This is a genomic window from Salinivibrio sp. IB643 (assembly GCF_001996105.1).
Classification (GTDB): Bacteria; Pseudomonadota; Gammaproteobacteria; order Enterobacterales; family Vibrionaceae; genus Salinivibrio; species Salinivibrio costicola.
Map to the genome: position 1 here is coordinate 1 of NZ_MUFF01000027.1, position 16,853 is coordinate 16,853.

12 protein-coding genes are annotated in these 16,853 nt (G+C 47.0%); 8 read left to right on the plus strand and 4 right to left on the minus strand.

Annotated elements, in window-relative coordinates:
• Positions 1-155: 155 nt before the first annotated feature.
• Genes otnK through BZG77_RS11475 form a run of 6 tightly spaced genes read left to right on the plus strand, consistent with a single transcriptional unit; the run spans position 156 to position 5,443 of the window.
• Positions 156-1,406, plus strand: a complete 1,251-nt coding sequence (gene otnK, locus BZG77_RS11450) for a 3-oxo-tetronate kinase (RefSeq protein WP_077647327.1) — start codon at positions 156-158, stop codon at positions 1,404-1,406.
• A complete protein-coding gene (otnC, locus tag BZG77_RS11455; RefSeq protein WP_077647328.1) occupies positions 1,399-2,037 on the plus strand; it encodes a 3-oxo-tetronate 4-phosphate decarboxylase in 639 nt (212 codons plus the stop codon). The genes otnK and otnC overlap by 8 nt, the downstream gene beginning before the upstream one ends.
• Positions 2,037-2,825 (plus strand): 2-oxo-tetronate isomerase, encoded by a 789-nt coding sequence (gene otnI, locus BZG77_RS11460; RefSeq protein ID WP_077647329.1) that lies wholly within the window; start codon positions 2,037-2,039, stop codon positions 2,823-2,825. Before otnC ends, otnI begins: the two co-directional genes overlap by 1 nt.
• 10 nt (positions 2,826-2,835) lie before the next feature.
• Positions 2,836-3,972: a hypothetical protein gene (locus BZG77_RS11465; RefSeq protein WP_077647330.1), complete on the plus strand. Its 1,137-nt coding sequence runs from the start codon at positions 2,836-2,838 to the stop codon at positions 3,970-3,972.
• A 2-nt stretch (positions 3,973-3,974) separates the two neighbouring features.
• Positions 3,975-4,760, plus strand: coding sequence for an HpcH/HpaI aldolase family protein (locus BZG77_RS11470; RefSeq protein WP_077647331.1), 786 nt, complete (start codon positions 3,975-3,977; stop codon positions 4,758-4,760).
• Positions 4,760-5,443 (plus strand): alpha/beta fold hydrolase, encoded by a 684-nt coding sequence (locus tag BZG77_RS11475; RefSeq protein ID WP_077647332.1) that lies wholly within the window; start codon positions 4,760-4,762, stop codon positions 5,441-5,443. The genes BZG77_RS11470 and BZG77_RS11475 overlap by 1 nt, the downstream gene beginning before the upstream one ends.
• A gap of 34 nt (positions 5,444-5,477) precedes the next feature.
• Here the strand turns inward: BZG77_RS11475 and BZG77_RS11480 are convergent, their stop codons facing one another.
• Both BZG77_RS11480 and BZG77_RS11485 read right to left on the minus strand, forming a co-directional pair.
• The gene (locus BZG77_RS11480; RefSeq protein WP_131826153.1) at positions 5,478-6,578 is read right to left on the minus strand and encodes a GGDEF domain-containing protein; all 1,101 of its coding nucleotides are present in this window, start codon (positions 6,576-6,578) and stop codon (positions 5,478-5,480) included.
• Between the two features lie 372 nt (positions 6,579-6,950).
• Positions 6,951-8,945, minus strand: coding sequence for an exoribonuclease II (locus BZG77_RS11485; protein WP_077647334.1), 1,995 nt, complete (start codon positions 8,943-8,945; stop codon positions 6,951-6,953).
• 345 nt (positions 8,946-9,290) lie between these two features.
• Here BZG77_RS11485 and BZG77_RS11490 point away from each other — a divergent pair, with 345 nt between their 5' ends.
• Complete coding sequence (locus tag BZG77_RS11490; protein ID WP_077647335.1) at positions 9,291-11,102, plus strand: DEAD/DEAH box helicase; 1,812 nt, start codon at positions 9,291-9,293, stop codon at positions 11,100-11,102.
• A gap of 231 nt (positions 11,103-11,333) precedes the next feature.
• Positions 11,334-12,794, plus strand: coding sequence for a TrkH family potassium uptake protein (locus BZG77_RS11495; protein ID WP_077647336.1), 1,461 nt, complete (start codon positions 11,334-11,336; stop codon positions 12,792-12,794).
• Between the two features lie 9 nt (positions 12,795-12,803).
• Here the strand turns inward: BZG77_RS11495 and BZG77_RS11500 are convergent, their stop codons facing one another.
• Both BZG77_RS11500 and BZG77_RS11505 read right to left on the minus strand, forming a co-directional pair.
• Positions 12,804-14,471, minus strand: a complete 1,668-nt coding sequence (locus BZG77_RS11500; protein WP_077647337.1) for a pyridoxal phosphate-dependent decarboxylase family protein — start codon at positions 14,469-14,471, stop codon at positions 12,804-12,806.
• A 96-nt stretch (positions 14,472-14,567) separates the two neighbouring features.
• Positions 14,568-16,478, minus strand: a complete 1,911-nt coding sequence (locus BZG77_RS11505; RefSeq protein ID WP_077647338.1) for a methyl-accepting chemotaxis protein — start codon at positions 16,476-16,478, stop codon at positions 14,568-14,570.
• Positions 16,479-16,853 lie beyond the last annotated feature (375 nt).

The following is a 16,853-nucleotide window of genomic DNA, read 5'->3' on the forward strand; positions in this document are numbered from 1 at the left end:
ATATATAGGAATATAATTAAAATATATATAGGAATATAATTAAAATTTTGCATTTTATTATCTCGGGTTAAAAAAATGCACRACTGTTAAAAAATGTGATGTTGCGTTATTGTGAGCTCATTAACGGGCATAATGCCGATGATATGGAGTAAATAATGCGAATAGGGGTTATTGCTGATGATTTTACTGGAGGGACTGATATTGCCAGTTTCCTAGTAAAAGGCGGACTAAACACAGTGCAATTAAGTGGCGTACCGCAAAGCCCAATCGAAATCGATGCTGATGCGATTGTAATCAGCTTGAAATCTCGCTCATGTCCTCCTTCGGAGGCAATTAACCAGTCACTTGATGCTCTAACGTATTTACAGCAGTATGACTGCACTCAGATTTACTTTAAGTACTGTTCTACCTTTGATAGTACCGCTAAGGGCAATATCGGCCCAGTAACAGATGCATTAATGGCAGCATTAAAAACCAAATTTGCGGTTGTTTGTCCATCATTACCTCTGAATGGACGTTGCGTATTCAATGGCAATTTGTATGTCAATGGAGTGTTGCTCAATGAATCTGGTATGCGAGATCATCCAATAACACCAATGCGTGACTCGAATCTTGCACGCTTAATGAATGCTCAAGCTAGTGGAACAACGGCGCTAGTCAACTACCAAACGGTTGAACAAGGCTGTGATGCAATCCTAACTGCGTACGCCCTCGCTCAGCAAGAAGGGCATAAATATGTCGTAGTGGATGCATTCAACGAACAGCAGTTATCTCTGATTGCACAATCTTTAGTTGATATGCCTCTTATTACTGGTGGTTCGGGTTTGGCTTATCATATCGCGGCCGTTGCCTCTCAACATAAAAAGCAAGACTCAGAGATGAAAGTACCGAGTAAAGTACCGAGTGTCGTTCTGTCTGGTTCATGTTCACAAATGACCAACCTTCAAGTTGCAGCATACCAAGATAAAGCACCTACCTATGCTATTGAAGCTGAGCGTTGCCTCATTGATGACTGTTATGCCCAACAAGTATCTGAATGGGTAATGGAGCAGCAAGGTCTTGACTATGCTCCGATGGTGTATGCAACCGCCAATGTTGAAAAGCTGAAACAGATCCAGCAGCAATACGGCGCAGAAGAAGCCAGCGCCGCTGTTGAAGCTTTCTTTGCCAAACTAACAGAAATACTCTCTGATCGTGGTATTCGAAACTTTATTGTTGCGGGCGGCGAAACCTCTGGAGTGGTTACTCAACACCTCAACTTAGCGGCGCTCAATATTGGTAAAGAGATTGCCCCAGGCGTACCTTGGGTATTCTCACTCGATGGTCACTTTGCCTTAGCACTTAAGTCAGGTAACTTCGGTAGTGAGCAGTTCTTTTCTCAAGCTCAGGAGATGTTTCATGTTTAAATCTGAGGCAGAGCTAAGAAAAGAATTTGTGAACTTGTGTCAGTCTTTGTTTGATCGTGGCTACGCGACAGGTGGGGCTGGTAATATCTCGCTGCGGTTGCCTAGTGGGAACATCTTAACCACTCCAACAGGTTCATCTCTAGGCCGACTCAATATGGATCGCCTCTCTGTTGTGAGTATGGACGGTGAACATTTAAGTGGTGATAAGCCCTCAAAAGAAGCAGAGTTTCACCTGGCGATTTATCGCGAGAAGTCTGACTGCGGTGCTATTGTTCACCTTCATTGTACGGCATTAACAGCAGTTTCCTGTTTGAAAGACTTGGATTACACCAATGCACTTAAGGCTTGCACACCCTACTACATCATGCGTATCGGTCAATTACCTGTTGTGCCTTATTACAAGCCGGGGGATCCCCGTATTGCACAAGACTTGGCTCGTCTAGCCGCCAATAACAGAGCCTTTTTGCTTGCTAATCATGGTCCTGTTGTTTGTGGTACGGATCTCTATGATGCGGTCGATAACGCTGAAGAGCTTGAAGAAACTGCCAAGTTGGCGCTGATGCTCAAAGGGCATGACGTGCGTTACTTAAATGAACAAGAGCAACAAGAGCTCCGCGAGATGAAAAAATAATGGCAATTTTTTCTGCAAATTTATCAATGCTTTTCCAAGAGTTCCCTTTTGAGCAGCGCTTTGAGCAAGCGAGTGCATCAGGCTTTGATTATGTTGAGTGCTTATTCCCCTACTCACTGCCGATAGAAACGCTGCAACAAACACTTGAAAAGCACCAACTCGAGTTTTCACTGTTTAATGCTCCCGCTGGCGAATGGGAACAAGGCGAGCGAGGCTTTGCTGCCATTGCCGAGTATCAAGGGCGTTTTCAACAAAGTATTACCAAAGCTCTTGATTACGCGGTTGGCCTCGGGTGCCGTAAAGTGCATGTGATGGCAGGCAGTCTTCCTGAGAAGAGCGAGTTATCATTCAGTGACGAAATTTTTATTGATAACATTCGCTATGCTGCCGATCTATTTGCCGATCACCAGATTGATGTGTTGATTGAACCGCTAAACCGTCGTGACAATCCGCACTACTATCTGTGCGATTTTCACAAAGCGATCACGTTAATTGAGCAAATCAATCGAAACAACGTGAAATTACAGTTCGATATTTATCACGCTCAAATCGTTCATGGGGATGTGAGCAAACTCTATGAACGATACATGAATTATGTAGGCCATATTCAAACGGCCTCAGTCCCTCATCGCAATGAACCCAACAGTGGTGAGCTAAATGATAACTATCTATTCCGTTTGATCGATAACACCGGCTATCAAGGTCAGATTGGTTGTGAGTATCGACCAGCAAGCACAACCCAAGCCGGATTGACATGGATCAATCATTACAATAATACCCAGAAATAAGGAAATCCCTATGAACCTAACTCAACGTGAAGCACAAGAACGCCTAATCAAAAGTGAAGAATATGTATCTTGTACCGAAGCCTTTCTTGATTGCCGTCTACCAGGTTCCATTCCAAAAGGTAACTACTCACTCATTGGTCCGGGCGTGACGCAAAGTGAAAACCAAGTTATTAACCTAAAAGAGAAACATGGCTTTAATATTGGTGCAGCATCGATGCCAAATGGTGTAACGAATAATCTACACATCCATTTTAGTGCTGAGGTGTTCATGTGTACTTATGGTGAGTATACCTTCCGTTGGGGAGCAAAGGGTGAGTACGAGTACACGGCAAAAGAAGGCGATATTCTTTCAGTCCCAACGTGGCTATTTCGTGGCTTTACTAATACTGGGCCCGATGGCAGCTGGTTGTTCACATGCCTTGGCGAAGATGACACGGGTGGTGTTATTTGGCACCCAGGCATCATGCAAGCTGCGAATGAATCTGGTATGTACTTAACGAAGAAAAATGTTCTAATCGATCTTGAAGCAGGCGGTACACTTCCAGAAGACAAATCAGAATTAATGCCCGCTTTCCCAGAAGAAGAATTTGCGAACCTACGTCAAGTGAATCTAGCAGGCATGTCACGGCGCATCAGTAGCCGCGAAAACCGCCAATTCTACTCAAATGCGTTAATCGATTCTGTACTACCGGGTCATGGTTGTTCAATTGCACCTGTGATTGGCTTTGGTATTACCCAAGATCGTAATTCTCAACCCAATATTACTAATCCACACAACTTCACGATGGAAGTAGTTAAAGTGCCAGCTGGCAATAAAGTTGGTCCTTTCAAGATTGATGAGAAAATGGTCATCATCCAGACTCACGGTCAGATCGAGCTTGGTTTGAATGAACAGCAAGATGTGACAGTCGCGATTGAAGCTAACGATACTTACTCAGTACCAGCGGATGCATGGCGCACTATTAACAACAACTCTGAGCAAGAAGCTGAGTTCATTATGATCACGGCAGGTGATGCGAGAAAACGTCCTCAGTTTAGCGATAAAATCCTAGCGGACGCATACGAGCTAGGTTACACACTGGATGCGAGTGGCTACATTGTTAAGCGTAAGCTCATTGTTGAAGAAAGCACACTACTGGCAGACTAATCATGAGAAAAAATCGACTACTAGAAAAATTTGCCGCAGAACAGGTAATGGTCAATAGCTGGATTTCGATCCCAAGTAGCTATGGTGCTGAAGTTATTGCTCACACGGGTGTTGATAGCGTCACAGTGGACATGCAACATGGTATGATTGGCTTTAGTGATTTGGTTCATATTTTTCAAGCGGTAGCGGGCTCACCAGCGGTACCGCTGGTCAGGGTTCCATCCAGCGAACCAAGCATGGTCATGAAGGTATTAGATGCAGGCGCTTATGGCATCATTTGTCCGAGTGTCGATACGCCTGATATTTGCCGTGAGCTCGTCGCAGCTTGTCGCTACCCTCCTTTAGGTACTCGATCATTTGGTCCAACCCGTGGTCTCACCTATGGTGGCAAGGATTACACTGAGCATGCTGACAATGAAATCATGGTTCTTGCGATGATTGAATCTCAGCAGGCGTTGGACAACCTTGAAGCGATCCTCGATACACCAGGGCTAACCGGAATCTATATCGGCCCGAATGATCTGGCGTATAGCCTTGGCGAAAAGCCAGGTACAACCAGTGACAAAGTGGAAGACGCTATTGCACATGTGTTGCGCCAAGCGAAACAACGTGGCTTGTTTAGCGGCATTTTCTGCTCAGGTCTGGAGAATGCTCTACAGCGTAAAGAGCAAGGCTTTGATTTAGTGACTCCGGGCAATGATGCTGGCGCATTAAGAAATGCCTATCAGCAGTTTGTCGGCAAAATCGGCAACATTGAGAAAGAGACTGTCTCTGCGGGTGGTTATTAATGGCATTACCCATTGTACTGCTACCAGGCACACTATGTGATGAGCAAGTATGGGATAAAGTGATCGCTGAGTTGAGCCCCACTCAACCGGTGATCACCAAACCTTTGGGCGCGCATTGCAACTGGGATGACGAACTAGCAAACTTAGTCGCAGATTTGCCAGAAGAGTTTATTTTGGTCGGCTTTTCACTTGGTGGGATCGCGGCACTGGCATTACTCAATCAATATCCTGAACGAGTAAAACGCTTAATATTAGTAGCATCGACAGCATTAGCGGATCCAGAAGAGTCACAAGCGCGTCGCCGAGAATTACTATCCTTGGCCGAGCAAAAGGGTGATTTTAAGGCATTAGCTTTGATGCAAATATCACCTTGTGATCAGCAAAACCTTGGAGAGCGTGGCGTAGACTTCGCTGTAGAAATGGCTGAGCGCTTTAGTGTTGAGCAATATGCTTGTCAGACTGAACTAGCTTGTTCACGTCAAGACACTAGATCCACACTCGCAAAATCGACATTACCTGTTGATCTTATTTACGGCAGTGAAGATCAGGCTTGTGGTGAGGATAAGCAGCGGTTCATCGAACAATCTTGTGACCAAGCTAAATTGCATCGCGTTGAAGGCGCAGGACATTGGTTGCTACTAAGTCATCCTGAAAAGGTAGCGGCCATCATAAGTGCGTCATAATTATTCTTTAAAGATATTAGGCTATGATGTGTAGTTAAGACTGCATATCATGGCTTTTGTCTGCGGCTGACCAATTGCCATTAATAAAAGTGGTTTCACGCACTGCCCTTAATACAATTCGCCTTGCCTCTTTGGCTTTGTATAACGCCTTATGCGCTAATTGTAAGACGTCTTCGGGCGTATCTGCCTGCGAGGCATCGGCATATCCGATACTCACAGTAATGTTAACGGGCTTTTTATCGCTCGCTCGCCCGCGTTTTTGTCGGCCCTGTTTGTCATCATGAGGGCGAGATTGATCGCGTAGCACTAACGGGTAGTGAGCAATATCTTCGCGTAATGCGTCGAGAAAAGGTAAACAGTGCTCAGTGGTTTTGCCTTTGAACAATAAGGTGAATTCTTCGCCGCCATAACGAAAAGCACTGGCGCCTCCCTCACAGCACGCCATTTGCTTAGCCACAAGCTTAAGTACATCGTCACCGATTTCGTGGCCATAGGTGTCGTTAAATTGCTTGAAGTGGTCAACATCGAGCATGGCTAAAGTGTAGCGACGACCAAGGTGTTTTAGTTCATCTTCGAGTGCGCGTCGTCCCGCAATTTCGGTGAGCCCGTCGACGAACGCTAATTGATGGCTGAATGATACTTGGTTGGCAACCAACAGCAGGCCTGCGAGCGAAAATACGAGTGCCGATATAAACGGCACATTAAAAAACACCAAGGTAATCGTGCTGCATAATACGCTAATGAAAGCCGCATGATCTTCAATGCTATTTTTGCGCAAAAGGCGAAGAGTACTGATACAAATTAAAATAGAGAGCAGCACAATCAGCAGCACGGGCATGGGGCTAACCGATGCCGCCCTGACTAAAATAGGATGCTGCTGAAAATAGGAAGATAACTCGCCGAATTGCTGCACCAGTAGCGCACACCACCCGATTTCCATACCTATAGCGAGAAAAAAGAACATCCCAAACCGAGAGGTGAGCTTTTGGTCGCGTACGATGATCATATAGAGCAAATTAATGGGCAGTGCGACTGCTAAAAGTAAGTACTCAAGATAACTCGTCCCTTGCTCAAGCGGGGATTGAAGTCGCGTTAGGATAATCGTGTATCCCACTAATAAAATAATGACCATCATGCCCACGCGTGCGCTTTTGAACAGATGGCTTAAAAGCAGCGCAGTGAGCAAAAGAAAATAGGGAGCAGCATAGATGAGGTTGTAATAGGGGGCGAGTGAGGTGACCAAGGGTGATAACCTGCCGCGAGGAGTAGCAATAAACAAATCGGGATCCCCATTCGGACCGCAGATGAACGTAAAAGCCCCATGAAACCCCTTCAACGGGTTGAGGTAACACCATTAGCTATCACTTTTTAACGACTCGCTAGGCACGTAGGCTGTGATAATTGCAATGGTTTAATGATAAACGTTATTTAATGATTAGATTATCATTCTCCAGGAAAAAAGAGAGCCAAGCAATGGCTTGGCTTTCTATCAAGTCACCAACAGTAATTAGCTTTCAGTCGTGTCCGAGAGCGTGAATACCTGTGTTGGTTTGGCAACAATCGAACGGGTGGTCTCTTTGATATCAGCAATAACCACTTCTAAGCTATCGCCAAGCTTGAACTCAACGTTACCGTCGATAGTCACTGTGCCTGTCTCTTTATCACAGGCAATCCGAGTTTTGTTGTCCAAGATCAGTGAGCCAGGGATAAACGCCGGTGCACCATTTTCGAGTAGGCGGACACGCATACCCGCGCGGTTAATATCAAAGATCTCTGCGGTATACCGAGTCTGTGCTTCAACTTCTGGTTTGAGCAAACGGGTATAAAGCCAATCAGCCACATCACGCTCGGCCATACGGTGATGTTTACGGTGGCCGGCAAGCTCTTCACCCACGGTATCGGCCGGGGTATTGGCTTCGGTTTCGCCGCGAATAATTGCTTTAAGCAAGCGGTGGTTGATCATATCACCGTATTTACGGATAGGTGATGTCCACGTGGCATAGACATCTAAGCCCATTGCGTAGTGTGGCGCTGGCTCATGACCAATCTCGCTGTATGCTTGGAAGCGGCGCAAGCGGTTATCAAGATAGGTGGTGTCTAGGCTGTTTAACCAGCGACGGAGTGCACTGAAGCCTTCGACGGTTGCTAGGCTTTCGCTGTCCACCTCGCCGTCGTGCGCTTTTACCAGCTCGACCACATCGTCGAGCTTTTCACTGTTAAAGCCAGCATGGGTATTAAAAATACCGAACCCAAACGATTCGCTTAGCTTACGACCCGCGCAAATGTTAGCGCTGATCATCGACTCTTCCACAATGCGATTCGCAATACGACGCTGATCCGTGTGAATAGCAATCACATCGTTATCTTCACTGAGTTCAAAACGGTAATCAGGGCGATCTGGGAAGGTCACTGCATGGGTTTCACGCCATTGAATGCGTGCTAACGCAAATTGGTGAAGCTGATGAATCTGGTCAGCGATCGCCGGTGTCTGCGGTTGCCACTGAGCTTGCTCGCCTTGCTCGATGTAATCCGACACCTTGTCGTAGGCTAGCTGGCCATGTGATTGGATCCATGCGGAGAAAAACTCTGCGTCATCGGCAATGGTGCCATCCGCGGCAATATTGAAGGTACAACAAAGTGCAGGGCGCTGTTCGTTTTCACGGAGGGAGCACAAATCATCACTGAGATCACGCGGTAGCATTGGGATATTGCGCCCAGGTAGATAAATGGTGAATCCGCGATTACGTGCAACCTGGTCGAGTTCATCATCCGCATCTATATAGGCGGTGGGATCGGCAATTGCCACTGTCATGCTAAAGCCACCTTGTGGGTTGGCTTCCACATACAGAGCATCGTCCATATCTTTGGTCGATTCACCATCAATGGTCACAAAGGGAAGATCGGTGAGGTCACGACGCGTAAGCCCCTGCTCTAACATTGGCCATGCGTCTTTAGGCGCAGGCTCTTGGTTAGGCAGGTTGTGCTTGGCTAAGGTGACCCACCAAGGGGCAATTTTGTCTTCTGCGTCGGTGATCTTTTCACTGATTTCGCACAAAAAGTGGTCATCTCCTTTAAGAGGATGACGCGTCAGCGATGCAACGACCCAATCACCTTCTTTTAAGCCGTCTTGTGACAGGCCGCGCTTTGTTTTCGCGCGTAAGGCGTCTTTCATTTGTGGATTATCAGGCACGACATTCAGACGGTTACGAACCCACTGCACGCGACCGATAAAGCGATCCAAACTTGGTTCAACCAGTGTTTCTGGCTCTGCCACTTCCCGATCTTTTTCAGTACGAACAATGGCTTCTACGCGGTCGCCATGTAGTACCTTTTTCATATACGGTGGTGGGATAAAAAAGCTGGTTTTGTCGTCAACTTCGAGAAAGCCGAAGCCTTTCTCGGTGGCTTTTACCTGTCCTTCTTTTTTGGGCAGGGTTTCTTGGATCTGTTGCTTTAACTGCGCGAGCAGGGGATTGTCTTGAAACRTAACTTGGGTCTCGATTAACGGATCGCCACACTATACGTATTCACTGTTTCAAAACCAACCCGTGGCAATAAAATCCTGTGAACCACACCAGGCTCCTCGTGCTCTGTTTTGTTTGAGTTTTTTTTGTCCACTGTTTGTTGGCTTCATCGACAAGCTGCGAGATATATGTCCATGAGGTCTGTTTTTTGTGAACTTGTTCAACTTTTTCTGGCTTTTTTGGTGTAAATAGCGCAGTATATTCACCCTTAATGACTGAGGCCCGTAGCGCTGGTGACTAACACTGTATAAAAGACAGTGTTTCATGGTTGAGCAGAACGCTGAAGGGGCCCCGTTTCGCTACACTCATAGATTGGGATCCCAATGCAAGAATCTGTAACCAAATTTCGCCAGTTAGATCTGGCCGACACCCTTTTGTCTGCGCTTGACTCAATGGGCTTTGAAACACCGACACCTATCCAAGCCGCCTCCATTCCTGCACTCCTCGAAGGTCGTGACGCACTCGGTAAAGCGCAAACCGGTACCGGTAAAACCGCTGCTTTTTCACTACCGCTGTTGAACAAAGTTGACCTAAACCAACACAAACCGCAAGCGATTGTGATGGCACCAACGCGTGAGTTGGCGATTCAGGTTGCTGCAGAGATGAAAACGCTGGCACAAAACATCAAAGGCCTCAAAATTCTTGAGATCTATGGTGGTGCGTCGATTGTTGATCAAATGAAAGCACTAAAAAGTGGCGCGCACATCGTGGTGGGAACACCGGGTCGTGTAAAAGATTTGATTAACCGTGACCGTCTTAAGCTTGACGAAGTTCATACCTTTATTCTTGATGAAGCCGACGAAATGCTCAAAATGGGCTTTGTCGACGACGTCACCTGGATCATGGAGCAGGCACCAGAAAGCGCACAGCGTGTTCTTTTCTCTGCGACCATGCCGCCAATCGTAAAACAAATTGTTGATCGCTTTTTGCGTGATCCCGCTCGTGTTGACGTGGCCGGTAGCAACCGCACTGTTGAAAAAGTAGAGCAACAATTCTGGGTGGTTAAAGGTGTCGAAAAAGACGAAGCGATGAGCCGTCTACTCGAAACCCAAGACACAGATGCATCGATCGTCTTTGTGCGTACTCGCCAAGACACTGAGCGCCTGGCCGACTGGCTATCAGCTCGCGGCTTTAAAGCGGCAGCTTTGCATGGTGATATTCCGCAATCATTGCGCGAACGCACGGTCGATCATTTGAAACGTGGTGTGATTGATATTTTAGTGGCAACCGACGTGGTTGCGCGTGGTCTCGATGTAGCCCGCATCACCCACGTATTTAACTATGATATCCCGTTTGATGCTGAATCGTATATTCACCGTATTGGTCGTACTGGCCGCGCCGGTCGTGCGGGTAAAGCAATTTTGTTGGTCCGCACCAACCAAATGCGGATGCTGCGTACCGTCGAGCGTGTTACTCAGACTAAAATGGAAGAAATCCAACTGCCGAATCGCGATAAGGTCGCTGAGGCACGTGTCGCTCAACTGGCCAGTGAACTGGCTGAGAAGAAAGATGGCGATGCGATGGGTCCATTCGTTGAACTGATTGAGCAACTACAAAACGATATTGACGTAGATGCAACCACACTAGCTGCTATGTTACTCCAGCGCCAGCAAGGTAAACGTCCTTTGTTCTATAAAGGCCCAGACCCAATGATCGCGGCAATGGAACGTGAAAAGCAGCGTCGTGAACGCCGTCGTGATGAGCGTCCAAGTGGTTCTGATCGCCGTGATACCAACCCAGCAGACTGGGATACGTATCAGTTAGATGTTGGCCGAGAGCAAGGCGTACAAGTAAAAGACATCGTAGGTGCGATTGCTAACGAACTTGGCTTGAACAAGCACAACATTGGCGCAATCAAACTCGCACCTGCCCATACGTTTGTGCAGCTGCCAAAAACCATGCCGAAAGAAGTCTTTGCGCAATTGCAAAAACTGCGTATTCGCCAAAAAGAGACCAACGCACAACGTGTTGAAGGTCAGATCATGCGTGAACGTCGTGGTGGTGACCGTAACGGCGGTGGCCGAGGCCGTAATGACCGTGATAGCCGCGGTGGCCGTGGTGAACGTCGCTTTAACCGCGATCGTGGTAATGAGCGTCGCGCGCCTGCACGCGGTGAGCGTCGTCAAGCACAATAAATAATTTAAAGCCGAGCAGTGATGCTCGGCTTTTTTGTTTGTGTCTGCGATGTAATGCCTTGTTCGCAGGGTATTAACGACGTGGATATAGGGCTTTTCATTGATATTGCTATGATGAAACAAGGCCGATAGAGTTAGACGGCGAGGTGGACTCGCCATGCCACTGTTGTTACGCGTGGTAGGTAATGGAGCCTACACACCACGGCGTGTTAATGATGAGTTGCCCCTGTCATGATTAACTTTCAAAATACACTGCGTCTTCTTGGCATGCCTGTTTTATGGATGGGCATCGTGCAATTTGTTTTCGGGCTTTTGTCGTTGTTTATTTTTCGCGACGGTGTCTCGACACTCTTTTTCTATCCCTCCTTACTCATGATGCTGGCATCATTAGTGATTTCTTGGTTATTTCGTAAAAGTAAGCTCAATCAGGTCACCTTTCGCGATGCCTTGTTGTTTTCAACGCTGACTTGGGTGTTGGTGGGGCTACTTGGCGGAATACCAATAAAGCTAGTGACAGGCGTTAACTTTGCCGATGCAACGTTTGAATCTATTAGCGCACTGAGCACTGCCGGAGCAACTGTTCTCAGCGGTCTCGATGACATGCCAGCGGCATTTCTGCTGTATCGCCAATTTCTCCAGTGGATGGGAGGTTTAGGCGTTGTTATCTTTGTGGTTGCGGTGTTACCCATGCTCAACGTGGGGGGCATGCGGTTGCTTAAAGCAGAGACGCCAGGCCCGATCAAAGATGAAAAGCTATCGCCACGTATCGCTAAGACCGCGCACTATTTGTGGGGGGTTTATCTGGTGATTACCTTGGCCTGCGCACTGGCGTATTACCTTGCGGGAATGAGCGCATATGATGCGATTGCACATAGCTTTTCTACGGTATCAACGGGTGGATTTTCAACCCATGACGCGAGTATGTGGTATTTTCAAAGTCATACGCTGCTTATGATTGCGAATGTCTTTATGCTATTGGGCGCGATTAACTTTGCGCTACATTTTCGTATTTTTCGCATCGGTTGGCGTGGTTTGAGGCTCTACATCGACGACGAGGAATCACGTGTGTTTCTTATTGTCGTGACGTGCATGTCGGCAATACTTGGCTTATATCTTTATAGTGAAGCACGATACGACTCGCTGTGGGCCTCTCTTAGCTATGCTGCATTTCACGTGGTGTCGTTTATTACCAGTACCGGTTTCGGTGCTGCTGACTTAAGTACTTGGCCGGCGGCTACGGCGTTGTTTTTGGTGTTTTGTGCCTATCTCGGTGGCTGTTCTGGCTCAACCGCGGGCGGGAATAAAATTATTCGAGACATTATTACGTTTAAAATTATTCGTCGCCAACTTCATCAATTGGTTCATCCGTCGGCAGTATTACCGATTCGGTATCAAGATAAAGTGGTGTCGAACGATGTGACCCAAGCGGTCATGGCGTTTATGTCGCTTGCCTCGCTGACGACCGGWGTCTTCACACTATTAATGATGACAACCGGTCTCGATTTTTGGTCCTCTTTTACCGCTGTTGTGGCATGTATTAATGTCCTTGGCCCTGGGTTTGGCGAAGTGGGCAGCAACTTCCAGCCGGTCACAGACACCGGGATTTGGATACTCAATGTTGCCATGATCCTTGGGCGTTTGGAGTATTTCACCGTCCTTGCACTGTTTATGCCTCACTTTTGGCGTTGGTGAACCTGGCGTTTAAACAAGCTGTGTCGAGGATTCGGGTTGCAATGAAGCAACAAATTGCTCGATATGGTGATAGCGCGTATAGGGGKTTAAAAATACAGCTTTTTCTCCAGGAATAAACAAACATTGCCCGTGATGATCAAACTCTGTATGGGCAATGGATTCTACCCAATTTGTTTGTAGCTGTTTGCCTTTGCGGTTGAGGAAGTGTTGACGATGAAACAAGCTATGTTGAGTGATGCTACCCACTTTATCACCAACGTGGTGAAGTGACTGCTCTTGTTGAAAAACGGCATCGACGTTTAGGGTTGCTGAAGGCTGATATAGACGAAAGGCGACTGTTGGCCCGAGATTATCTTTCGCAACAACTTTGCAGTGAGGAAGTGACGATAAGTGTGCTTTCAGGTATTCGGCATTTTGTAAGCCGTGTCCTACCATTGTTTGATAGCCGCGCTTGCCAAGCATATTCAATGCGCAATAACTCCCATAGACACCCGCGGCACCACGAGAACATTCTATGGTCGACTGCAAATGCGTTTGCGCTGTTTTGTTTGACTCGAAATAAGAGAAGTAGTGCGGATCTTGTTTTAGGTACTCCATATCGGCTTGGTGCTTAAACATCACCAAGCTTGCGGTATAGGGGACATATCCCCACTTTTGAAAGTCGATGGTCACAGAATCCGCAAAACGGGGTCCACGAATTTTTGGCGCTAATGTATGAAGCTTCTCTAATAGATTGTTGTTCAAACCAATAGGGTTGGTGTCGAACGCGTAATCATTAAACATGATCAGTGGCCAGCCGACGGCGGCATCAACATGAATATGTGGTTTCACCGTGACATTAAAGCGTTGGCAAGCTTGCTCATTAATGCGACAGACACGCTCAACATCGTCAATCGCAAATGTATCTGTCGTACCAAAGGTGAGTAAGACAGTAGGGACGGGAATGCCCTCGGCAAAACACTGATTGAGGGTGCGAGAAAAGTCATCTAGATCGAGCCGATTATTGCTATCGACTTCGATTCGGAGCGCTTGTCTGGGGATATCGGTGCCCAATAGACCTAAGTTCGTCATATTGGAGTAGTGACCCGCAAGTGAGTTAATCATGCGGAAGTCTTGCCCTTGCAACCCGCGTTGCCCGGAATGGGGGAACTGTTTTCTTAACCCCATTAAATATCCATACAAATTACCAAAGGTACCACCTTGCGTGAATATACCGGTAGATAGATCAGGTTCGTAGCCAATGAGATTGGCCATTTGCCGGACTAACGTCTTTTCTAACTCGACCGATAAACCCGCATATTCACTGTAGACCAGGTTAGGATTGGCCATTGTGGCCAGTAATGCACCGTGTATAGCAGGATCGCACGGTGCGGTAATCACATTTTCGACCGATCGAGGTGACGTCCAGTCTTTCGAATGGGTTGCTGCTTGTAATGCAAGTTTGGGAAAGGTGGTGGCGCCTAAGTCACTTTGTGTGGGGATCTCGGTTTGTTGCTTCAGTAACACATCACTGCTTTCAAACGCAGGCTGCATGCCATTCGCAAGCCAGTGCGCTAATTCTGGTGTGTGATAAATAGGCCAACGCTTAGGATCACGATTAAAAAAATGTTGGTGGATTGTTTGATACTGATTTAAAAAAACGGGCGTTAACGCGTGGGATATCAGTGAATGGGACATAACAACAACCTTTAACGATGGTGATCAAGCAGCAGTAGTGCCGCCTGATCACGATGCTTAAAGCAATAGGGAGTAATGGCCTTTGGCCAGTGACACTTAGCGCAATTTAAAGTTATTAACCATCCGATCCAACTCTTCATTAGAGTGGGTGAGTGATTTGGTGGCGGCAGAGGTTTGATTCCCGCTATCCACGAGTTTGCTCACCATATCGCGTATCGACAACATGTTCTTACTGAGCTCTTCAGCAACTGAACTTTGCTGCTCGGTAGCCGTTGCAATCTGTGTACTCACATCGTCAATTTCAGTGACCGACGCGCTCATAATCGTCAAGCTATTTGAGACTTCCGAGGTTTTATCGGCCGTGGTTTGACATTGCTCTTTGGTTTTTTCCATCGCTTCAACCACGCTGGACGTGCCATCGAGTAATGCAGTGAGCATGTCAGAGATTTCAGTTGTGCTGCTTTGTGTACGCGCCGCTAACGCGCGGACTTCATCGGCGACAACCGCAAAACCACGGCCCTGTTCACCAGCACGTGCCGCCTCAATCGCCGCGTTTAACGCAAGGAGGTTGGTCTGCTCTGAAATATCGCCAATCACGGTTAAGACGTCACTGATCCGGTTTGCATCTGTATTCATGCTGGTAATACGGCCCGACATTTCTTCCACTTCATCAACCAGTGCACTGACCGTGACGACAGCGTTATCAACCACTTTTAGTGACTGATTGGCCTCTTTGCTGGCCGCTGCAGTAATGTTGTTAGATTGAGATACGTTCTCAGCAATACTCCGTGCGCTCTCGCTCATTTGAGTGATTGCGGTGACCACTTGCTCGGTTTCTGCTGAGTGAGCATCTAACACAGCTTCATTTTCACTGGTCGTTTGTGATAACTGGCTGATATTGGCCGAAATCGCCTGGCTGGACTCTGCCACGCTCAACATCATATTTTGTAAGTTTTCGACGAACCGATTGAAGCCATCACTGATCTGGGCTAGGTCATCATTACCGTTAACGTCGAGACGTGTTGTTAGATCGCCCTCGCCGCGAGAGAGATCAAGGACCGCTTCTTTAAGCTTAAGGAGGGGTCGATAAGAGACCTGAATAATGCCATAAATGGCGCCCAGGCTGACGATCAAGAGTAATATCCCTGTGCCTACCGATTCGATTTGAGCATCGGTGACTTCAGCCAGTGCTGTTTTTTGATCGACAAAGACCATCAAGGTCCAGTATCTCCCCTCAGTCAAATTTACCCGTTGAAAGTAGCCATCAAATTGGATGCCGCTATAGGGAAACGTGAGGTGACCTTTTTCATTGTTGCGGAACATACTCTCCATTTCAGAGAAGTTTGCACTGACTTGCGACGGTGTTTTACCAATATCATTCGGATCATCACTGGCAAAAAAGACCGCGTTTTGATCGGTGAGTGTGGCTGCGCCGCCCGCAAAGCGCATTTGGCTTACCTGAGTGATCACATTTTGTAGCGGAATGTCCCCCAGTAAGGCACCAATAAACCGTCCATTCTCAAACACGGGGGCGACGGCACTGATCACTTTCTCACCTGTTACTTTGTCCGTATAAATTTCAGACAAATGAATGTCTTGGCTGGATTTAACTGCACGGTACCAATCACGATCGCGAAAATCGTATTCATTGGTGGTAATCCCGTCGCTTGAGTGGTTTGACATATACGAACGGCCACTCTCGTAAGTCATAATCACATTAGCGATACCTGCCGTATCGGCAAGCATCCGTACTTGGGCAACATTCTCTGATTCGGTCAAATTTCTGGCAAAGTGCCCGGCGCCTTTTTCAACCGCGTTGAGTTGGGATTGAACTAATTGCTCTAATTCAAGCACATGGTGATCGACCTTATTTTGCGTTTGTTTCACCAGGGCACTGACCATGTTGTCGCGTAATGACATCGCATTCAGCGAACCGAGGACGATCAGAGAGAGGGTCACGAGCAAACCCACTCCCAAAATAATGCGAGATTTGAACCCTAAGGTCATAGCGATTACCCCTTACTGAGCGTGCAGTAAACTGTCTAAAAAGTAAGGGTGAATTCCTTGCAAGGTGGGAACTTATTGCCCGCTTTTTTATGCGGTTATGATAAGACCACCAAGGAGTCACCCAGCCAACACTTTCTTTTACAAGATTGTCATTTTCTTTTAAAAGACTGTCAGTACAAGTTGCTTCATAAACAAAGAAGATTTCTTGATAAGAATAACACTAGAGTGGGTTCTACGATTTTGCCAACTTAAAAAACAAAAAATGTATGATAATCTAGCGTCATTTTAGCCTTGAGTGAGTCATGAAAATAAGACAGAAGAAGATGGTTTAAAACGGTACGTGTGGTAGAGAGGGAGGACAAACGTTATCGTATT